7 protein-coding genes and 1 pseudogene are annotated in these 17,427 nt (G+C 44.7%); 3 read left to right on the forward strand and 5 right to left on the reverse strand.

Features of this window, described 5'->3' with window-relative positions:
• Nucleotides 1-34: 34 nt before the first annotated feature.
• The 3 genes and pseudogenes from RIB93_RS18555 (at nucleotide 35) to RIB93_RS18565 (ending at nucleotide 1,408) form a co-directional block, all read left to right on the forward strand.
• Nucleotides 35-415 (forward strand): hypothetical protein, encoded by a 381-nt coding sequence (locus RIB93_RS18555; RefSeq protein ID WP_446374373.1) that lies wholly within the window; start codon nucleotides 35-37, stop codon nucleotides 413-415.
• Nucleotides 396-662 (forward strand): annotated as a pseudogene (locus tag RIB93_RS18560) (PhnD/SsuA/transferrin family substrate-binding protein); the annotation flags it as partial. The gene RIB93_RS18555 and the pseudogene RIB93_RS18560, both read left to right, overlap by 20 nt.
• Complete coding sequence (locus RIB93_RS18565; protein WP_446374375.1) at nucleotides 659-1,408, forward strand: phosphonate ABC transporter ATP-binding protein; 750 nt, start codon at nucleotides 659-661, stop codon at nucleotides 1,406-1,408. The pseudogene RIB93_RS18560 and the gene RIB93_RS18565, both read left to right, overlap by 4 nt.
• A gap of 132 nt (nucleotides 1,409-1,540) precedes the next feature.
• Here RIB93_RS18565 and RIB93_RS18570 read toward each other — a convergent pair whose 3' ends face one another.
• The 5 genes from RIB93_RS18570 to RIB93_RS18590 all read right to left on the reverse strand — a co-directional run bounded on the left by RIB93_RS18570 (nucleotide 1,541) and on the right by RIB93_RS18590 (nucleotide 17,281).
• Complete coding sequence (locus RIB93_RS18570; RefSeq protein ID WP_446374377.1) at nucleotides 1,541-3,691, reverse strand: CHASE2 domain-containing protein; 2,151 nt, start codon at nucleotides 3,689-3,691, stop codon at nucleotides 1,541-1,543.
• A 103-nt stretch (nucleotides 3,692-3,794) separates the two neighbouring features.
• Nucleotides 3,795-5,399 carry a DUF928 domain-containing protein gene (locus RIB93_RS18575; protein WP_446374379.1) on the reverse strand — a complete coding sequence of 535 codons (1,605 nt, stop codon included), beginning with the start codon at nucleotides 5,397-5,399 and terminating at the stop codon, nucleotides 3,795-3,797.
• 27 nt (nucleotides 5,400-5,426) lie between these two features.
• Nucleotides 5,427-8,093, reverse strand: coding sequence for a CHAT domain-containing protein (locus RIB93_RS18580; protein ID WP_446374381.1), 2,667 nt, complete (start codon nucleotides 8,091-8,093; stop codon nucleotides 5,427-5,429).
• Nucleotides 8,094-8,391: 298 nt separating this feature from the next.
• Nucleotides 8,392-12,201 (reverse strand): two-partner secretion domain-containing protein, encoded by a 3,810-nt coding sequence (locus tag RIB93_RS18585; RefSeq protein WP_446374383.1) that lies wholly within the window; start codon nucleotides 12,199-12,201, stop codon nucleotides 8,392-8,394.
• A gap of 592 nt (nucleotides 12,202-12,793) precedes the next feature.
• Nucleotides 12,794-17,281 carry an SdrD B-like domain-containing protein gene (locus RIB93_RS18590; protein WP_446374385.1) on the reverse strand — a complete coding sequence of 1,496 codons (4,488 nt, stop codon included), beginning with the start codon at nucleotides 17,279-17,281 and terminating at the stop codon, nucleotides 12,794-12,796.
• Nucleotides 17,282-17,427 lie beyond the last annotated feature (146 nt).

The following is a 17,427-nucleotide window of genomic DNA, read 5'->3' on the forward strand; positions in this document are numbered from 1 at the left end:
CTGGCAAAACTATCAATTACTAAAAAACACAATAATGAACTGGAAACAACTCTGTAGCGGCATTTTACTGGGAAGTCTGGCGAGTTTGATTAGCTTACCCAGTCAAGCCCAAGATACCACGGGACAATTGAATCAAGCTATTTGTATTGAGGATTGGGAAGGCGCGATCGCGATTCTTGATAATGTCATCCCAGATTATCCTGATAGTCAAAATACTTTGGCAGAATATCGCGATCACCTACAGCGACTCTCTGAGAAGGGTTTGAGTGAGGAACAAAAAACGCAATACTGTTCCCCGACTCTTACCCAAACTAACACTATCGAGATCGATATCGAAGAAAGCCCCGCTTTGTTTGCCCGTATCGAAGGGTATTTCGAGCAAATTGACCTGAGTAGGAGACGTGGATTTAAATAAAGTGGATGTAATTTGGGAAACGCCAACCTATTATGATTATCATTGGGTGATTCATCCCGATGTCAAATCACGCTATGACGAAGATTTTTCCCAGAAAGTGCAAGCCGCCTTACTCCAGCTTGACCCGAATAACCCCGAACACCAAGAAATTTTAGACTTATTTGGGGCTGATAAATTTATTCCCACAGAAAATTCCAATTACGCTCAAATTGAAAAAGTCGGTCGTCAAATTGGCAAAATTAAATGAGCGATTCGTCGCCAATTTTCCAGCTAAAAGGTGTAACTCAGCACTTTGGTCGATTGACCGCCCTAAGGGAGATCAATCTCACGCTGTACCCTGGGGAACGGGTGGCATTAGTTGGGTCAAGTGGGGCGGGAAAAAGTACCCTATTGCGTTTGTTGAATGGAACAGTGCAACCCAGCCAAGGAGAAATTTGGGCATTAGGGTACAATCTTTCCCAAATTTCAACTCGGAGATTACGCCAAGTGCAACGGCAAATTGGTACAGTCTATCAGCAGTTTCATTTAGTGGATAATTTACGAGTGATTCACAATGTTAATGCTGGACATTTAGGACGGTGGTCATTGTTTAAAGCCGCTTTATCGCTATTATTTCCGTTAGAGGTAGAAACAGCGCATCAGGCGTTAACTCAAGTGGGAATTCCGGATAAACTTTACACCCGCACTGATCAACTCTCTGGCGGACAACAACAACGAGTAGCATTAGCGCGAGTTCTCATCCAAAATCCCTTAGTGATTTTAGCCGATGAACCGATTTCTAGTCTTGATCCGGAGTTGAGTCGAGAGGTAATAGAGTTGCTATGTCAAATGAGTGAACAGGGCGGTAATACTTTGGTTACTAGCCTACATTCGGTTGATTTTGCCCTGAGGTATTATCAGCGAATTATTGGATTAAAAATGGGAAAAATTTTATTTGATAGTTCAGCTACAAATGTTTCGGCAGAAATGATTAATCAGTTGTATAAAACATAATATAGCAACCGCCATAGCTGTTAGGACACATCATTTATGTAGAGACGTTGCATGCAACGTCTCTACAATGGTGCCGAAAGTCCTAATCGATGTGTCTACTGCTATATCATAAATTACATTATACTTAAGCCCCTAAGTATCTTGCTTAAGTACGACTAAGGTAATATCGTCAAAAACTTTTTGTTTGCCAATAAATTGCCGCACATCATCAATAATCGTATCTTTCATGGCTGCGGCAGATTTATCCCAGTTTTGATGAATCACATCACACAATCGATCTAACCCATATTGTTCATTCTCCATATTTTCAGCTTCAGGAATGCCATCGGTATAGAGGACAATGCTGTCACCGGGTTGTAATTCAATTAACGCTTGATCAATAAAATCAGCAATGTCATCATCTAAGGCGATCGGAAATCCCAAATCCATGGTATCAATTCGTTCAATAATTCCCCCAGCACGCACCACAATAGATTCTTCATGTTGACCACTGATACTAACTTTGCCATCAGTATAATTAAGAATAGCTAAGGTCAAGTTGCGATCCGAATTCATCCGTTGCACATTTTTGTAAAGCGTGCGATTAAGGGTATCGAGAAACTTCACGGGATCACGTTCCCGAATTTCGTCTAGGGTGCGAACAACGGTTTGGGTCATCATCATTAAAATACCACTTTCTAACCCATGTCCGGTTACATCGCCAATGCCAACGGTAACCACATTATCCGTGCAGAGGATGTCATAGTAATCACCGCCAACTTCGTCAGCCGGTTCCATAAACCCAGCAATATCCAATCCTTCAATGGCTTCTAATTCATCCGGATTAGGCAGGATCATATATTGCAGTTGACGAGCGACATCAAGTTCGGCACTCATCCGCAGGTTGTCGGCTTTGAGTTTTTCGTTGAGTTGACTAATTTCCCCATTCGCTTGGGCAAGTTCAGTGGTGCGTTCTTTCACTTTGTCTTCTAAGTTACGGGCATAATCTTCTAATTTTTGATAGGAAATCATTAGGTTTTGCCACAAAACCTGACCGACGCTAAACGTAGCCGCAACAACTACAGCCAATAAAGGGGTAAAGATGGGAACTAACCAACCGTAGAGAAAGGCAAAATAGGAACTGGTAACAATAATGCCTACCGCGATTAATAACCCCAAAAGAGTTAGCCAGCGTCGGCGGATATAGAATGATCCAAGTGTGGCACTGTATCCTGACCAAACAACAATCAGTAGCCAGTGTATGGGTTTTGTCGTTGCCCGCAACATGGGACGTCCTGATATAGCGGCGCTGAGAATCTGACTGGTGATATTCGCATGAATAACCACACCGGGCATTAAGTCCGTAGGGACAGCTAGATTGCTATTATAAGGCGTGAGATAGTTATCATTAAGGCTGGGCGCTTTTGCACCAATAAAAACGATGCGATCGCGGAAGAAGTTTTCGGGGATGCGGTTCTCCAAAACATCAGTCATGGAAATATTCGGAAAGCGATCCAATCCGCCGCGATAGTTCACCAGGATTTGATACCAACCCAAATCCGATTCTTTGTAGAATCCATCATTTTTACTGAGGGGGATAAATTTTGCCTGACCTAAACTGAAGATTTGTTTGTCAGGATTGATAGGCTCCAATTCAATCCCTTGGTCGGCTAAATAATCTAACGCCAGTTTTACGCCAAAGCCCTGCATTAAACCACTCTCAGCTTCACCGAGGACAAGAGCGCGGCGATTTTTGCCATCGTTATCCAAGAACATATCGTTAGCCGCCACTTGACCTTGATCGGCTAACGTCGGTGGAGGATCGATGGTATTTCCAGCAATTTTGTTAATTCCAATTAGGTTTGGGGTAGTTTTAAACACCTCAACCCGTTCTTCATATCCCGGTTCTACAGGTAAATCTCGATAAATATCTAACCCGATCGTGTTAGGGTTTTGGGCATTAATAGTCCGGAGCAGCTGTGCCATGACTTTATCCGACATGGGCCACTGCACTACATAATCAATATCTTCTTCATCAATCGTGACGATAGCAATTCGCTCATCAACGGATTCTTGGGAACGCAGGAGAAAGAATTGATCTAAAATCAACCATTCTAAAATCCGAAAAATTCCCAGATAACTGCCAGCAATAATTAAACCTGCCACACAAGGCGTAATCAGCAAAACTCCTTGCCAGCGTTTAAATAATGCCTGTAGAGACGTGTCATGGCTCATCTTGAATCTTGATCCCTCACCTTGTTCAAGGGCATTATTTTTAGTGTTGGCTAATGAGTCATCACTCATGGCATATCCGTCTCAACTGTTATCCTGTTTTTTTAACCTTTCCAATACCGCTCCCTCTGCTCCCAGACGCGCCATGGCGCGTCTCTACATGGCTCTGTGTGTTCTACTCCAAGACAAAAGGTTGAGACGCGATCGCTTCTAGGTCAACTTGCTCTAATAAATCATGCCATTCGGTACTATAGGTTTCATTCATCGGTTCAGATTGTTGAGCCTCAACTAAAACCTGCAACGTATCATACCAGATCCCTGCCTCGGCATACTTAGTCGCTAGCTTCACAGGAGATCCCACAAACTCTTGCTCATTGACCGTATTTTCAACCCGCTTCACCCATCCTGTCACAGCATAATTATCAGGTCGCAAAATTCCACCGGGTTCAATGGGAGCAAAATACCACAAATAATTCTTATCGATTTCCAATCCCGGTGTATCTGGAGGTAGGGTAATTGCCATGACTCCACCTTGGGGAGAGACATTTAGGGTGGTATGGTAATGAGAATTCCCCGCTTCATCTTGAATACTAAAAAAGACCTCCCGTGCGCCAATTGGAGGCAAATAAACATAGATTGTGGGACGAGGTGAAACGGTGCGTCCGTGTTTCGTCGGCGGAACTAATGCTGTCAGTACAGGAATGTCATTAACTGGTGTTGCTTCTGGTGCTAAGACACCTAACACTTCGGGAACTGAATCTTGATTGGGGAGCAATAGTTCAACATCACCTCGGATACCCCCGTCAGCACTGGTATAGGGGTTTTGTGCGTCAGAGGGTAAGGTTAGTTCTACCTCACCTCGGGTTCCCCCTGCTACGCCACTACGAGGTGCCGCACCGCCCGGTAAGGTCAGTTGTACATCCCCTCTAGTTCCCCCTGCTACACCACTACGAGGTGCGGAACCACCGGGTAAGCTAAATTCCACATCCCCTCTAGTTCCCCCAGCCACACCACTGCGAGGTGCGGAACCACCGGGTAAGCTAAATTCCACATCCCCTCTAGTTCCCCCAGCCACACCACTGCGAGGTGCGGAACCGCCAGGTAAGCTAAATTCCACATCTCCTCTAGTTCCCCCAGCCACACCACTGCGAGGTGCAGAACCACCAGGTAAGCTAAATTCCACATCTCCTCTAGTTCCCCCAGCCACACCACTGCGAGGTGCAGAACCACCAGGTAACGCAAACTGCACATCTCCCCTAGTTCCACCTGCTACACCACTACGAGGTGCGGAACCACCAGGTAAGCTAAATTCCACATCTCCTCTAGTTCCCCCAGCTACGCCACTACGGGGTGCGGAACCACCAGGTAACGCAAACTGCACATCTCCCCTAGTTCCACCTGCTACACCACTACGAGGTGCGGAACCACCAGGTAACGCAAACTGCACATCTCCCCTAGTTCCACCTGCTACACCACTACGAGGTGCGGAACCACCAGGTAACGCAAACTGCACATCTCCTCTGACGCCTCCGCCTACACCGCTACGAGGCGCAGCATCTTGGGGAAGACCAAACTGCACCTGACCTCGCACACCCCCACCAACAGGGCTTTTCGGAACATTATCGTCGGGAAGACTGAAGTCTACACTGATCAGGTTATTGTTGATGGGATGTTCCGACTCTAAGGGGACAAAACGTGCTAAAGCAGCATTGGCTGTTAATAAGAAAATTGTCCCGGTTACTGTAGCGGATAAGAGAGTTTGGCAGATTGCTGGAGTCATGGTCAACTTTCCTTGAATGCTTGTAGCCTATAGCCAATTACCGATCAGAACAAACGATGCCCAAAAATAGGGATGTTGGTATAAGGGTTCTTCGAGAAGACTAAGCTGTGCTTGTCGCAACGCTTCAGCTTTGCTCACCTTCAGTTCCGTTAGTTGGTGATAAAATTCCCGCATCATAATCGAGGTGGATTCATCACTCACTGACCAGAGACTGGCGATTGTACTTTTGGCACCCGATCGCAGGGCAAATCCTGCTAAACCTAATGTAGCTCGATTATCTCCGGCTGCGGTTTGACAGGCACTCATGACCAGTAGTTCAATCGGTTGTAGTAGCCCCAGCCGCCGTTTTTGAAAGATTAGATCGAAGTCCTCAATGGAAATGCGATCGCTCCAGGTGAGTAGAAAGGTTTCCTCAGGATTGGAACTGAATTGACCGTGAGTCGCCAGGTGAACGATGGGGAAGGATTGGTTGTTAATCAGTTCTTTAAATGTGCCGAAGGTAAAGGTTTCATTAAATAGCACTTTAGAGTTGACTTGTTGCGACACTTGTGCTATCTCTTCATCAACGCCTGGTAAAGGACTGAACCCTTGACGCGCTTCGGTTAACCCAGCCGCTAATAAACTCAGTTTTTCTTGGGAGAGTCCTTGGGGAAACAGTTGTAATCCGGGACTAAAGACAATCCGATATTTTTCCAGGATATACTTTTCTCCATCATAGAGTGCTGCCATGGGTAAGTTGCGGAGAAAGCCATCGGGGACAAATACTAGCGTCTTGATATCCTGGCTAGCCATCGCTGCTTCAGCCGGTTTGATTAACCAATTGTAGACCTCCTGGGAGAGTTGTAACCGTTCGTTTCTAGGATAGCCAGGAGACAGGGCGGAATACAGTTGTGTCAGCGTGGATTCAACCTCAGCTTGGGTGAGTTGAGTGGCGTAGTGGGTAAGGGGTTGATTGGGAACCGAGAGGATCACTTCCAAGCGATCGGGTAATATAATTGGATAAATCACCGATGCTTGGGTATCAATTTCTTCTAAGGCAACCGGATGCGTATCTAAACAGGCATCTTGGAAAAAGTTATCCAGTTCGGCTAATTGCAACGCTTCCATCACATCACGGGCTTGTTGCAAGTTGGCTTGATTATCCCCTTCTTTTAACAGTAAGCTAACAAGCTGACGATAGAGGGGTTCAATCCCTTCTTTAAAGTCGAACTGAACATCAGAACTAATTGCAATTAAATCACTGCGTAGGGATTGGATATTATCAAAGGCAATTTTATAAGCCGCGAGGGCTTCGCTGGTTTTGCCTTGTTTTTGCAGTATTTCACCCAATTGTGCGCCCGCCCGTGCTGTGATATCGTCGGCGTTAATTTCTTGAGCGAGTTTTAGTGACTGTTGGGATAGGGTTTGACTCTCGTCTAATGTCCCATTCGCCTGATACAGTTTACCTAATTGATACAGGGCATACGCTTCGGCTCTGGGATCGTTAATTTTTCGGGCTTGGTTAACCGCTTTCGCTAAGAGTTTTGACGTATCCACCGCTAAGGAGTTTGCCATCCCCCCTTGGTCGTATTTCATCAAACTATCTGCCAGATTGATTTGGGCATAAATCGCCGGACGCGAGGCAGACAGTTGGTTAACTTTGGTAGTAACAATTGGGATGAGTTCTTGGGCGACATCCCAGCGTTGTAACTCGATTAACATCCGCAATTGATTCAGTTGCGCTTCTAGTTGAGTTAAGGGATCAGGTGTTAATTCGGCGGCTTGTTGATAGTACGTCCAAGCGACGGCATATTCTTGTAAATCTCGCGCGACATTACCAATGCTAAACAGTGCCTCACTGGTATCCTGGGGTGAATTTAACTGTTGACTAATTTGCCAACTGGTTTCTAACGCAGCTTTCGACTGGCGCAGTTGACCCAGGGTTTGTAATGCCACACCTAAACTTCTCAATCCCTTGGCTTTCAGCAGACTATTGGGTTCATTTTGTAATTCACTTACCAATTGTTCCAAGAGAGACTTTGCCCGTCGATATTTACCCAAGGCTTGCAACGCTTGTGCCTGGTTTATTTTGCTGATTAATTGTCCGGTTGTATCGTCTGCCTGTTCATAAATAGAGGCGGATTTTTTCCAGGTATCTAAGGCGGTTTGGCTTTGTCCTTGTAGCAGGTGAATCGTGCCTTGAGTATTCAATGCTTGGGCAAGGAGTAAGCGGGTATTGTTATCAGTATCCGGTTGATATTTTAACAGATTTAAACTTTGTGCGATCGCATCTTGTGCTAAATCCGTATTTCCTAACTCCTTATACGCCAACGCTAAGTAATTCAGCGATTGGGCTTGCTTGAGGATGAACCCTTCGGCGGCATAAGTTTCTGCTGCGTCTTGCCAGACTTTTGCCGCTTGGTCAAATTGTCCAGCTTGATAATAACGTTTCCCCTGTTCAACTAAATCTGAGGGTTCAACCGTTTGGCTGTAGAGAGGTTCTATGGGGGGTCCTAATGTTTCCACCCGGTTCTTGACAATTTCCTCCGTCTGATTCCCCATATCCAACGGAGGATAAGCCGCCGTTGCTGGCAGCTTGGGTGATTGTAAGGATAAGGTCAGAAAAAAAGTACCCAGAATTAAAGCAATAAAAGAACGGGGGCGCTTCAGCCAACCCTTAAGTATTTTGTTTATTTGAGAATAAGTTCTACTCATGGTAATTCATTTATGCATCTCTTAAATAATTCGTAGGGGCGCACCGACGTGCGCCCTATTCACTGACATATACCCTGATATCTGATATTGCTCAAAAATGAAATTCCTCTACATCCCCTTAAAAAGAAAGACTTTGAAAAAATTTTTGTTTCTTGTTCCCCCCTTTTGAAGGGGGGTTAGGGGGGATCTCTTACCCACCTAAAGCTTCTGATGCCAAATCCGCGTCACCCCCTTTATACCTTGAGTCCTGTTGCTTTTTTCCGCTGATAAGGGTACACGCAGGTAATCAGGGCGCACATCAGTTCGCCCCTACGCAATTGGCGTATTGATTCGGTAATGTCTCCTGAGGCATCGCTGCCACTAATTCAATCTCTCCTTGTTCATTTTTCACCCAACCCGTCGCTTCCACAAGATACCGCCTTTCGCGAGTCGATTCTCCCGGATTGGGAACAGACTCTTGGGCTTGAGGCTGATTTTCCGATGCAGTTGCGGCAAAATCGCGCACATCCGATAACAAGGTTTGACCGCGAATCGGTGCCGTTGGATCACTAGGTACTCCTCCTCGCCCAGTAATCGTAAACACATTCCCCTCCGCCGCCGCACAAGTTTTCACCACTTGGTTACTGGTATCGGCAAGTTGATCCGGTAATTTGATTAACCCCGATTCAGGATCAATCTCTGGACTACTGAGCGAGAATATACCATCAACACCTAAATCAGAAGTCACAGTAATGTCATTAGTCATTACCTCCCGTGGGTTGGTTAAGTCCCGAAGCTCAATAAAAAATAGCTCATTTGTTGAAATACCAATATTACCTCCGTCACCCTCGAAGGCATTAGCGGTAATATCACTATTTTGTCCAGGAATAGCCACAACAAATGGGGTAGCGATTTGAATATTTCCCCCATTCCCAAACCCACTATCTTTCCCGGCTGTCGCTGAAATTAAACTTCCTCCGCGCAAGATTACTATATTGTCTAAGGATAGAGCAATATTCCCCCCATTATCACTGGCGGATTCTGCTGAAATCCGACCATTATCTAGAATCAATTGACCGCCTTGAAGCTGAATACTCCCCCCTGTTCCTGTGCCTTCACTATCTACGGAAATTGCTCCACCCTCGCGAATTTGAACCAATTGTGGATCAATAAAGATACTGCCACTATTTCCCGTAGATTCTGAAGTTGTACTGGAAAAGATACCTGTCTGTTCACCCATAATAGTAATCACGTTATCCACATTGATAATCGTGTTTCCGGCATCACCAGTTCCGGCTGTATCCGTGCTGATTTGCGCTCCATCTTTCAAGATGAGAGCGTTTCCAGTAATCTCAATTAAACCACCATCTCCTGATGACCCTTCGGCAGCATTAGAAAACAATCCGGTATCCTCACCAAAAAGGCGAATTGAATTAGCATTGATGAAGATTTTGCCCGCATCTTCACTACTTTCAGTCACCGCTTCTAACTGGGCGCCGTTCGTGACAGATAGCGATGCGGCATTAATCGTTAATGTGCCGCCACCTCCAGTTGCTCCTGCCAAGGTTCCGACAAACACACCACTCGGGTCAAAGTCTCCACCTTTATTGCCATCAAATATAGCCGCCCCAGTGACATCAATATTAATATTTCCGGCACTACTCCCAGTTTCTGCATCTGATTGACCACTGGTACTGGCACTAATAAATCCACCATCGGTTACCGAAAGCCGATTCGTATTAATCGTAATATCGTTCCCTTGCCCCTTCGATGTTGGTTCAACCTCACTCAGAATAGCACTAGGAATTGGGAAGTTTGAACCGAGTACAGCTCCCTTAATTTCAATTTCATCAGCATTAACATCAATTAGACCTGCATTTCCTGATGCTACAGTCGTCGTTCTAATTTGTCCCCCATCTTCCAGCACAAGTTTACCCGTTTCGACTGAAACCCTCCCAGCATTGCCATTCCCTCGACGAATGCCCATCGGAAATAAGGCATCAGGCAAGGCAGGAAAATCGGATGCATCAGCAAAGAACGGACCGTTAGGAATATTCAAAAAAGGCAGTACCGCACTCACAATCCCACTAGGGTTATCTCCTGATGTTCCAATTAATTTAATTGATTCAGTGGCAATAACACTAACATTTCCAGCGTTTCCTACACCTGCTGTTGAAGAAAAAATCTGGCTGCCATCCGTAGCCATCAGTGTGTTTGTGGTTACTGCCACATTTCCAGCATTCCCCCCCCTGACAAAAGAGGTTTCACTGGAAATTGTACTACTATTTTCTAGGACTATGGAATCAGCATCGACGCTGACAGCACCAGCGTTTCCTGTACCTGATGTTGCTGTGTTGATTCTACTCCCTTGGCGCAGGCTCAATAAACTGGCGGAAATATTGATAGAACCACCTTGTTCGCTACCGAGGTAAAGGGTTTCAATTTCATTTTTATTCGTTAATTGAATGGTAGGAGCTGTGAGACTAATATCACCACCAAACCCATTAGTTGGAGTAAAACTCACGCTTTCAATCTTACTTGAGTCATTAAAAAGAATTGACGTACCACTATTCATTGTTACATTACCGCCAACTAATCCCACGGATAGAATCTCACCGTTAGCCGCAATAGAAAGATCTCCACGAGCATCAATTGCAATGTCTCCCCCTAACTCAAACCTTGGCAATGGTGGTTCTAATTTATCGGCGGCTGTAATAATACTTTCAACCTGAATACTACCATTGGGTAGCGCTAAATTCGGTCGATATTGATTCGTCAGTAGGACTAAACCATCAGATTGGGCAATTTCAACCTTACCTACTTTAATATTAGAACCACTAAGGGAAGCCGTTTCAAATGTAACCGAACCTGTGAGAATATCCGTTGGTGTTGGAATACCTGGAACTCTGGTGAAAGGCGATTGAGTCCAGTCAATTCCGGCTCTGACATCTAATGTTGCTTGACTATCTCCATTGACACTAACCGAGGTGCCATCAGATAACGTAACATTACTCAGGGCGCTGTAGGGTGTATTTGTTCCTGGAATTAAGGTGTCATTGTTACTGTTAATCGTGCTAGCCGTTGGACCCGTATTATTAATGGTGACTGTGCCTAACTCAACACTTCCCCCTGCCAAAATATGTAGCGACGCCCCCTCATAATTACCGAGTTTCACATCACCTGCAGCCAGGACAATGGGATCATCAGCAGCAAAACTATTCCCTGGAGTACCGTCGAGTTGTTCCACAGAAAATTGACCATTAGTGGCATAATGACCATCAAGTTGGATGGCATTAGTTGAACGCAGAGTCATGTTTCCATGTGAACTCAAGCCACTATTTGCATGGTTTAAGATAGACAGGGTTAACCCTTCATTTCCTTGGGCGACAAATTCACCCCCAGCCATGGCGATAAAGGGATTAGTCGCAGTATCTTGTATCGTTAACAGTTCTGAGGCTTTGAGTTTCAGATTGCTTCCCGCTGTTAATTGACCCCCTTCTAGGTCAATATTTTGACCGATGAATGATAAATCTTGTCCGGCTGATAAGTTTCCTGTACTGGTAATTTCTCCAGTCGGAGGTAACCATTGAGAAATACCTAAAGGAGTCGTAACAGTGAGCAAAGGGGGCGAATCAGGATTCGTAGCGCTGAATGTATAACCATTGTCGAAGACTACACCACCCGATGTGCTAGCAGCAAAAGAGCCATTAACGTCCAGACGAGCATTCGGACCAAAGATAATCCCATTGGGATTGAGTAAATACAGATTGGCGTCACCCAAAACGCCTAACGTCCCAAAAATATCCGAGTGATTGTTTCCGGTGACTCGACTGAAAATATTAGCAATATCATTAGGATTGGCAAAGTAAACCTGTTGACCTTCAGTCACACTAAACTGCTCAAAACTATGAAATAGGGTTGAGCCTCGACTTGCGCCACCCTTGATTAGGTCAATGATCTGATTATTAATCTCAACATTGGGCGTGATAACAGAGTTCTCTGAACCCAATGTATTATCTGGCACAATTGATTGTGAAAAACTAGGCAGGGAATAACCAAGACTATAACTAAATGTGCCGCTGATTAGGGCAAGTTTACAAATACTGAACCAATCACGCTTGTGAAGCATTGTCCGTCCTTCCTACCAATCTCAATATGGCTATCTGTCAAAGCTCACTGATGAGCTGATTGTAAGATATGACACAACTGTTTGCTGATTCACTCACTCGAACTATCGGGGAAAACGTCACCGTTATAGTGCCGTGAGCCACCTAGTATGTAGCCTAGTATGTAGTAAGCACTTTAGTGCTTTAATGCCCAGCTAGAGAGGGCTAAGGTCTCCTGACAACGAAGCAAGTCTGTTCCAGAATTTGAGCTGTGTCAATCCAGATGGTTGGGTTAAGCGATCGCGAAATCTAACCCAATTGAATCTTTTGTGCTGTCCATAATATGCCCCAAATAATTAACTTACATGTAAGTTAATTATTTTAGCATATAATTTGGTTTACCATAGCATTCTTTTAGTTTATTTGATGAAGATAGGTTACGATGAAAATCTGCACCGATAGTCTTGGCTTCGACGATTTATTTGTCTAAATGAGTTGTGAAAATGTGTCTATGGCTATAATCAATTGAGTGAGTCTCAGGGGCGTAGGTTTTTACAGATGGAGGGTGCGTTAGCGAAGCGTAACGCACCCTACGGTTGATACATTTTCTAGACTTTAAATATACGAGAAACTGGTCGTAAAGGAAAGGTGTCCGGTATTAACCCCTTCTACCTGCATGATGTCTTCTCCATTTAAACTGATGATACTATCCGCGCCTTGTTGAGTCAGGACGAGATCATTGAGCGCTATACCTAAGAGTCCAATTTGATCAGAACCGACATCATAGCCGCGCACAATATCTAAACCCGCGTTTTCTTCAAGTACATAAATGTCACTAGCGCCGAAATCGGGAAGGACAAGTTGTATCCATGGATTGTAGTATGACCCGACAAGAAGATCAGCACCCAAGCCACCACGCAGGGTATCTGCACCCAAGCCACCCGAGAGAATATCATCACCACCATCACCGCGTATTAAATCAGTTCCCCAGTTACCAAACAACTGATCATCCCCTAAACCACCTATTAATAGATCATCACCGCCTTTACCTTTGATGAGTTCTGAGAAAGAACTCCCCTCTATCGTATCGGCTCCATTGCGACCTAGAAGTTTCACGGTAGCATTCACAGGAGCCGTTACCGTAATCGAAGATAAGTCCAGATCTACCTGACTATTTTGGGAAGCAAAGCTCATGGTAGAACCCAAAATTTCTAGGTCTGTCACGAGATACCCTTTGTCCTGCAATGCATTGAGATCTAATGTCTCCAGCCTGGTTTTGGTGACGGGTGAGTCAATCACAATCTTTAAACTGCTTAAGGAATTTGCTGCTGGAGATAGAGTATCAAGTGCCGCTTGCAAATCATTTTGAGCAATGATCTGTGTTCCTGGAGTTAAATTTTCATCCGCAAAATATACGCCGTCCGTTTTGACTAAAATAATCACGTTATCGGCAAAATTTGGAGTGACTTGGGCATCAGTCACGGCAATCAGTTCCGTTTGGTTAGTGTTAGGATTTGTCAGCTGAAGCGCCCCATCCGTAAAAATATCTGCACCAGTATGACCGGTTTCCATTAATTGCTGATTAAAATCCACAATTTGCTGGGCAGCCGTCGGGTCAGTAGACGTATCTAGTGCTAAAAACGCATTCCACTCATCGGGAATTTGGGCGATTAAAGCTTTATTATCCCATTCAAAATAAAAAGCCGCACTTCCCTCTGTTCCGTCAGGAAGGAAATCCGAGTTGTTATAAGCCTGTCCACTGGCTATTAATGAGGCACAGTTTTCGGTAACGATTTGACCCGTCGTTGTGCTGATACAGTAATCCAAATTCAGAACAGTCGTGAAACCTGGATCGAGCGGATCATCAGTCTCTGGATCAAACAGCTCAGAATAAAGCCGGAATTGCTCCCCATTGCCGAGTGTTGCCGTATATTGAACATAGGGAATCGTGCCATAATCAACGCTGTTATTATTCGAGGTGTTAGTGTCAAACGCATTATAACTACTAAATGCGGCTACACTTACTTCACTCCCAACGACATTCTTTTTTACGGCAACCAAAGGCGAACCAGCCGTTTTTTCAATCTTATCAACCGGAAGCCAACTTGTACCTTGAACCTGACCATTATTATATTCAGAAAGCTCTGAATTTTCACCTAATGAGCCATAGAAATTGTTGGTTTGAACATAGTCACTACTCACGGTTGTATTGACTGTCAATTGTACGGATTCTCCCGACAAGAGTGTGGGAATGACAACTTCAACCGAGTCCGGATTACCATCGCCACTCAAACTTTGACCATTGGCTGCAATATAGGGGTCAATCGTGCCGTCCTGATTGGGATCGTATGTATCTAAATCAATCGCACCGACGGGAAGGATTAATTCCGAGACGTTTAATTGCAAGTCTCCATTATCGGTGATCAAAACAGATTCAGCCGTCGCTAGACCATTGTTGGTGACGGTCAATGTATATGAAAATTCTTCATCGGGGATCGCAATATTTTCTCCTTCTAATGTAGGAATAAATGCTTTTTCGATCTCTAAATCAATTTCTTGTCGGTTGCCAAAATCAATGTCTGTTGCTGCTGTACCACTTGCAATGGTTATGGGTGCAGGATTCGTTGTTTTCTGTACCCAACCCGTTTGTTGAACTTCGCGAATGGTATAGTTTCCAGCCGTTAAATCAGTAAAGCTGTAATTACCACTAGAATCTGTAGTCGTACTGGTTTCACCTGCATCTTTAACTCCATCATTATCGCTATCAATAAAGATAGTCCAGCCAGCTAATCCCACTTCACCGACATCTTTGACCCCATCACCATCACTGTCTTCAAATTTCTGTCCACTGATGCTACCGAGTTGGAAGTTACCGAAGTCAACGCCTGTAGCATTTGTACCACTCGTGGTAACGTTAATGTCGCTGGGATTAGTAGTGGTTTGTTGCCAACCTATTTGTTGAACTTCCCGGATGGTGTAATTTCCGGCACTTAAATTATCAAAGCTGTAGTCACCATTGGAGTCGGTAACGGTACCGGTTTCACCTGCATCTTTAACTCCATCATTATCGCTATCGATAAAGATAGTCCAGCCAGCTAATCCCGCTTCACCTGCATCTTTGACCCCATCACCATCACTGTCTTCAAATTTCTGTCCACTGATGCTACCGAGTTGGAAGTTACCGAAGTCAACGCCTGTGGTATCTGTACCACTGGTAATATTAATCGCACTGGGATTAGTTGTAGTTTGTTCCCACCCTGATTGTTGAACTTCCCGGATGGTGTAATTTCCAACGGTTAAATCAGTAAAGCTGTAGTTACCACTAGAATCTGTGGTGGTGCTGGTTTCACCTGCATCTTTAACTCCGTCATTATCGCTATCGATAAAGATAGTCCAGCCAGCTAATCCCGCTTCACCTACATCTTTAACCCCATCGCCATCCGTATCTTCAAATTTCTGTCCACTGATGCTACCGAATTCTTCAACATTACCGAAATCAACGCCTGTAACAGTTGTATTGCTACCAATCGTGATTAGACTTGGATCAGTCGTTGTTTGAATAAGATCTTTTGGGGTTACCTGACGAACAAAATAGTCACCCGCTAAAACATCACCAAAGGAGTATGAGCCATTAACAGAAGTTGTCGTTGTGACTAACGAGTCTTTGGTTGGGTCAAATGCGCCTTCATTCGCCTCAAATACGCCGTCACCATCATCTAAAAATAATTTAACTGTGACGTTATCTAAATTCGGATCAGCACCTGCTTCGTCATCTCCATCTCCATTAAAATCCTCAAACACGCGACCCGAAATCGTCCCTTCCGGATCAATTCCCGCCACATCAGCAACGGCAAATTCCTCAAACCCGCCGTCTGAACTAACAAGCTTAGAAAATAGATACACATAAGTACTGCCTGTTGCTCCAGAAAAAGCGGTGTCAGGAATGTAAATCGAGGTATCAAACGAACTCGTTCCTGGTGTTAAACTAGCATCAAGCAGTACGGAACCGCCTAAATCAAAAACAGCTTGTCCATTATTTAAGGCACCAATCAGCGTCTGATTGCTTGGATCATACCCGCTTAGTGTGGCAGAATCGCCGAGAAAGAGTCTAAACTCTTGTAGCGTAATCTCAGAAGCACTAGTCTTTTCATTCAAATCCAGGCGGATTTCGCGAAAGGTGTCTCCACCAATCGTCACCTGTGGCAGTTCAGACAATTGGAGCGATCGCGCTGACTTCACATCGGGTTGACTCACTGCTGCATCGGTGTTAAAGCCTTCTTCATCCGGTTTTGCTCTCAGTTTAAGAAACGAGTCATTGGTTCCCGCACCCGACGCTAAATCAGATCGAACGATATAAGCACCATTAACAAATCCTGCTGACTGATTTTGGGTTAAATCGAGAACCGAGTCTGTGAAAATATGGGGTTCAGCCGCTTCCCCAGTTTTCAAATCCGTAGCGGTTAATTGGAATGTGGCATTTGCCGAATCATCGGGATTCACATACCATTCGGTGACAATCTCCCCATTCTTTAGACCATCGAGATCTTTAGGACTTCCATCTTTAACCATCCAAGGTTCATGTCCTGATCCTGAATTGGATGACGCCAAAATCAAATCATCGGCTGTACCAAACTCACCATCAGCACCCGCTTCCAGATGTTGCACCTGCAATTTGACCACTGCACCTGGATCAAACCCTGTCGCAGTAATCGTAGCCGTTTCACCCGGTTGGTAATCTTGCTTATCGGTTACGACTATTGGCGTACTGGTTGTCTCTGCTTCAGCCGCGTCAATCTGGAATCGCTGAAACACGTTCTTTATCAATGAGTCAAAAACAGCTAGCGGTTCTTGAATGTCTGGAACAATCCCAGATAGATAGTCTAAGGGTGAGTTGGACGGCGTAGAAAGAGCAAATTCGCCTGTACCCAACTCATTATCAGGAACCGCGTCTAGTTCTAGATGGCGTGGCTCAAAAAACGGCTTGACCTGAGATAACAGCGAAAAAACTCGATTTAATCCAGGAGACAATAACCGAGGTGAAACTGTCTCGGTCAGCAATTCATATAGAGAAAGGAAGTCTAAATACTTAGTAGCAGTCATCATTTGAGTAACAATTAGCTCTGATTAACAACAGTGAGAATAAGCTGCACCTGATGGAAAGTATCTCAATCAGTCTTGAGAAAGACATCATACCCATTGCTGGGCGAGGGTTTGAACGTTATCACTTTTCAATATTTTTTTAGGCTGAC

This window comes from Coleofasciculus sp. D1-CHI-01, assembly GCF_040218875.1.
Classification (GTDB): domain Bacteria; phylum Cyanobacteriota; class Cyanobacteriia; order Cyanobacteriales; family Coleofasciculaceae; genus Coleofasciculus.

Bases quoted from the DNA above. Each gene is read 5' to 3' on its own strand.
- RIB93_RS18580 (WP_446374381.1), bottom strand. From the start codon at position 8,093: ATGAGTAGAACTTATTCTCAAATAAACAAAATACTTAAGGGTTGGCTG.
- RIB93_RS18590 (WP_446374385.1), bottom strand. From the start codon at position 17,281: ATGATGACTGCTACTAAGTATTTAGACTTCCTTTCTCTATATGAATTG.
- RIB93_RS18575 (WP_446374379.1), bottom strand. From the start codon at position 5,399: ATGACTCCAGCAATCTGCCAAACTCTCTTATCCGCTACAGTAACCGGG.
- RIB93_RS18555 (WP_446374373.1), top strand. From the start codon at position 35: ATGAACTGGAAACAACTCTGTAGCGGCATTTTACTGGGAAGTCTGGCG.
- RIB93_RS18565 (WP_446374375.1), top strand. From the start codon at position 659: ATGAGCGATTCGTCGCCAATTTTCCAGCTAAAAGGTGTAACTCAGCAC.
- RIB93_RS18585 (WP_446374383.1), bottom strand. From the start codon at position 12,201: ATGCTTCACAAGCGTGATTGGTTCAGTATTTGTAAACTTGCCCTAATC.
- RIB93_RS18570 (WP_446374377.1), bottom strand. From the start codon at position 3,691: ATGAGTGATGACTCATTAGCCAACACTAAAAATAATGCCCTTGAACAA.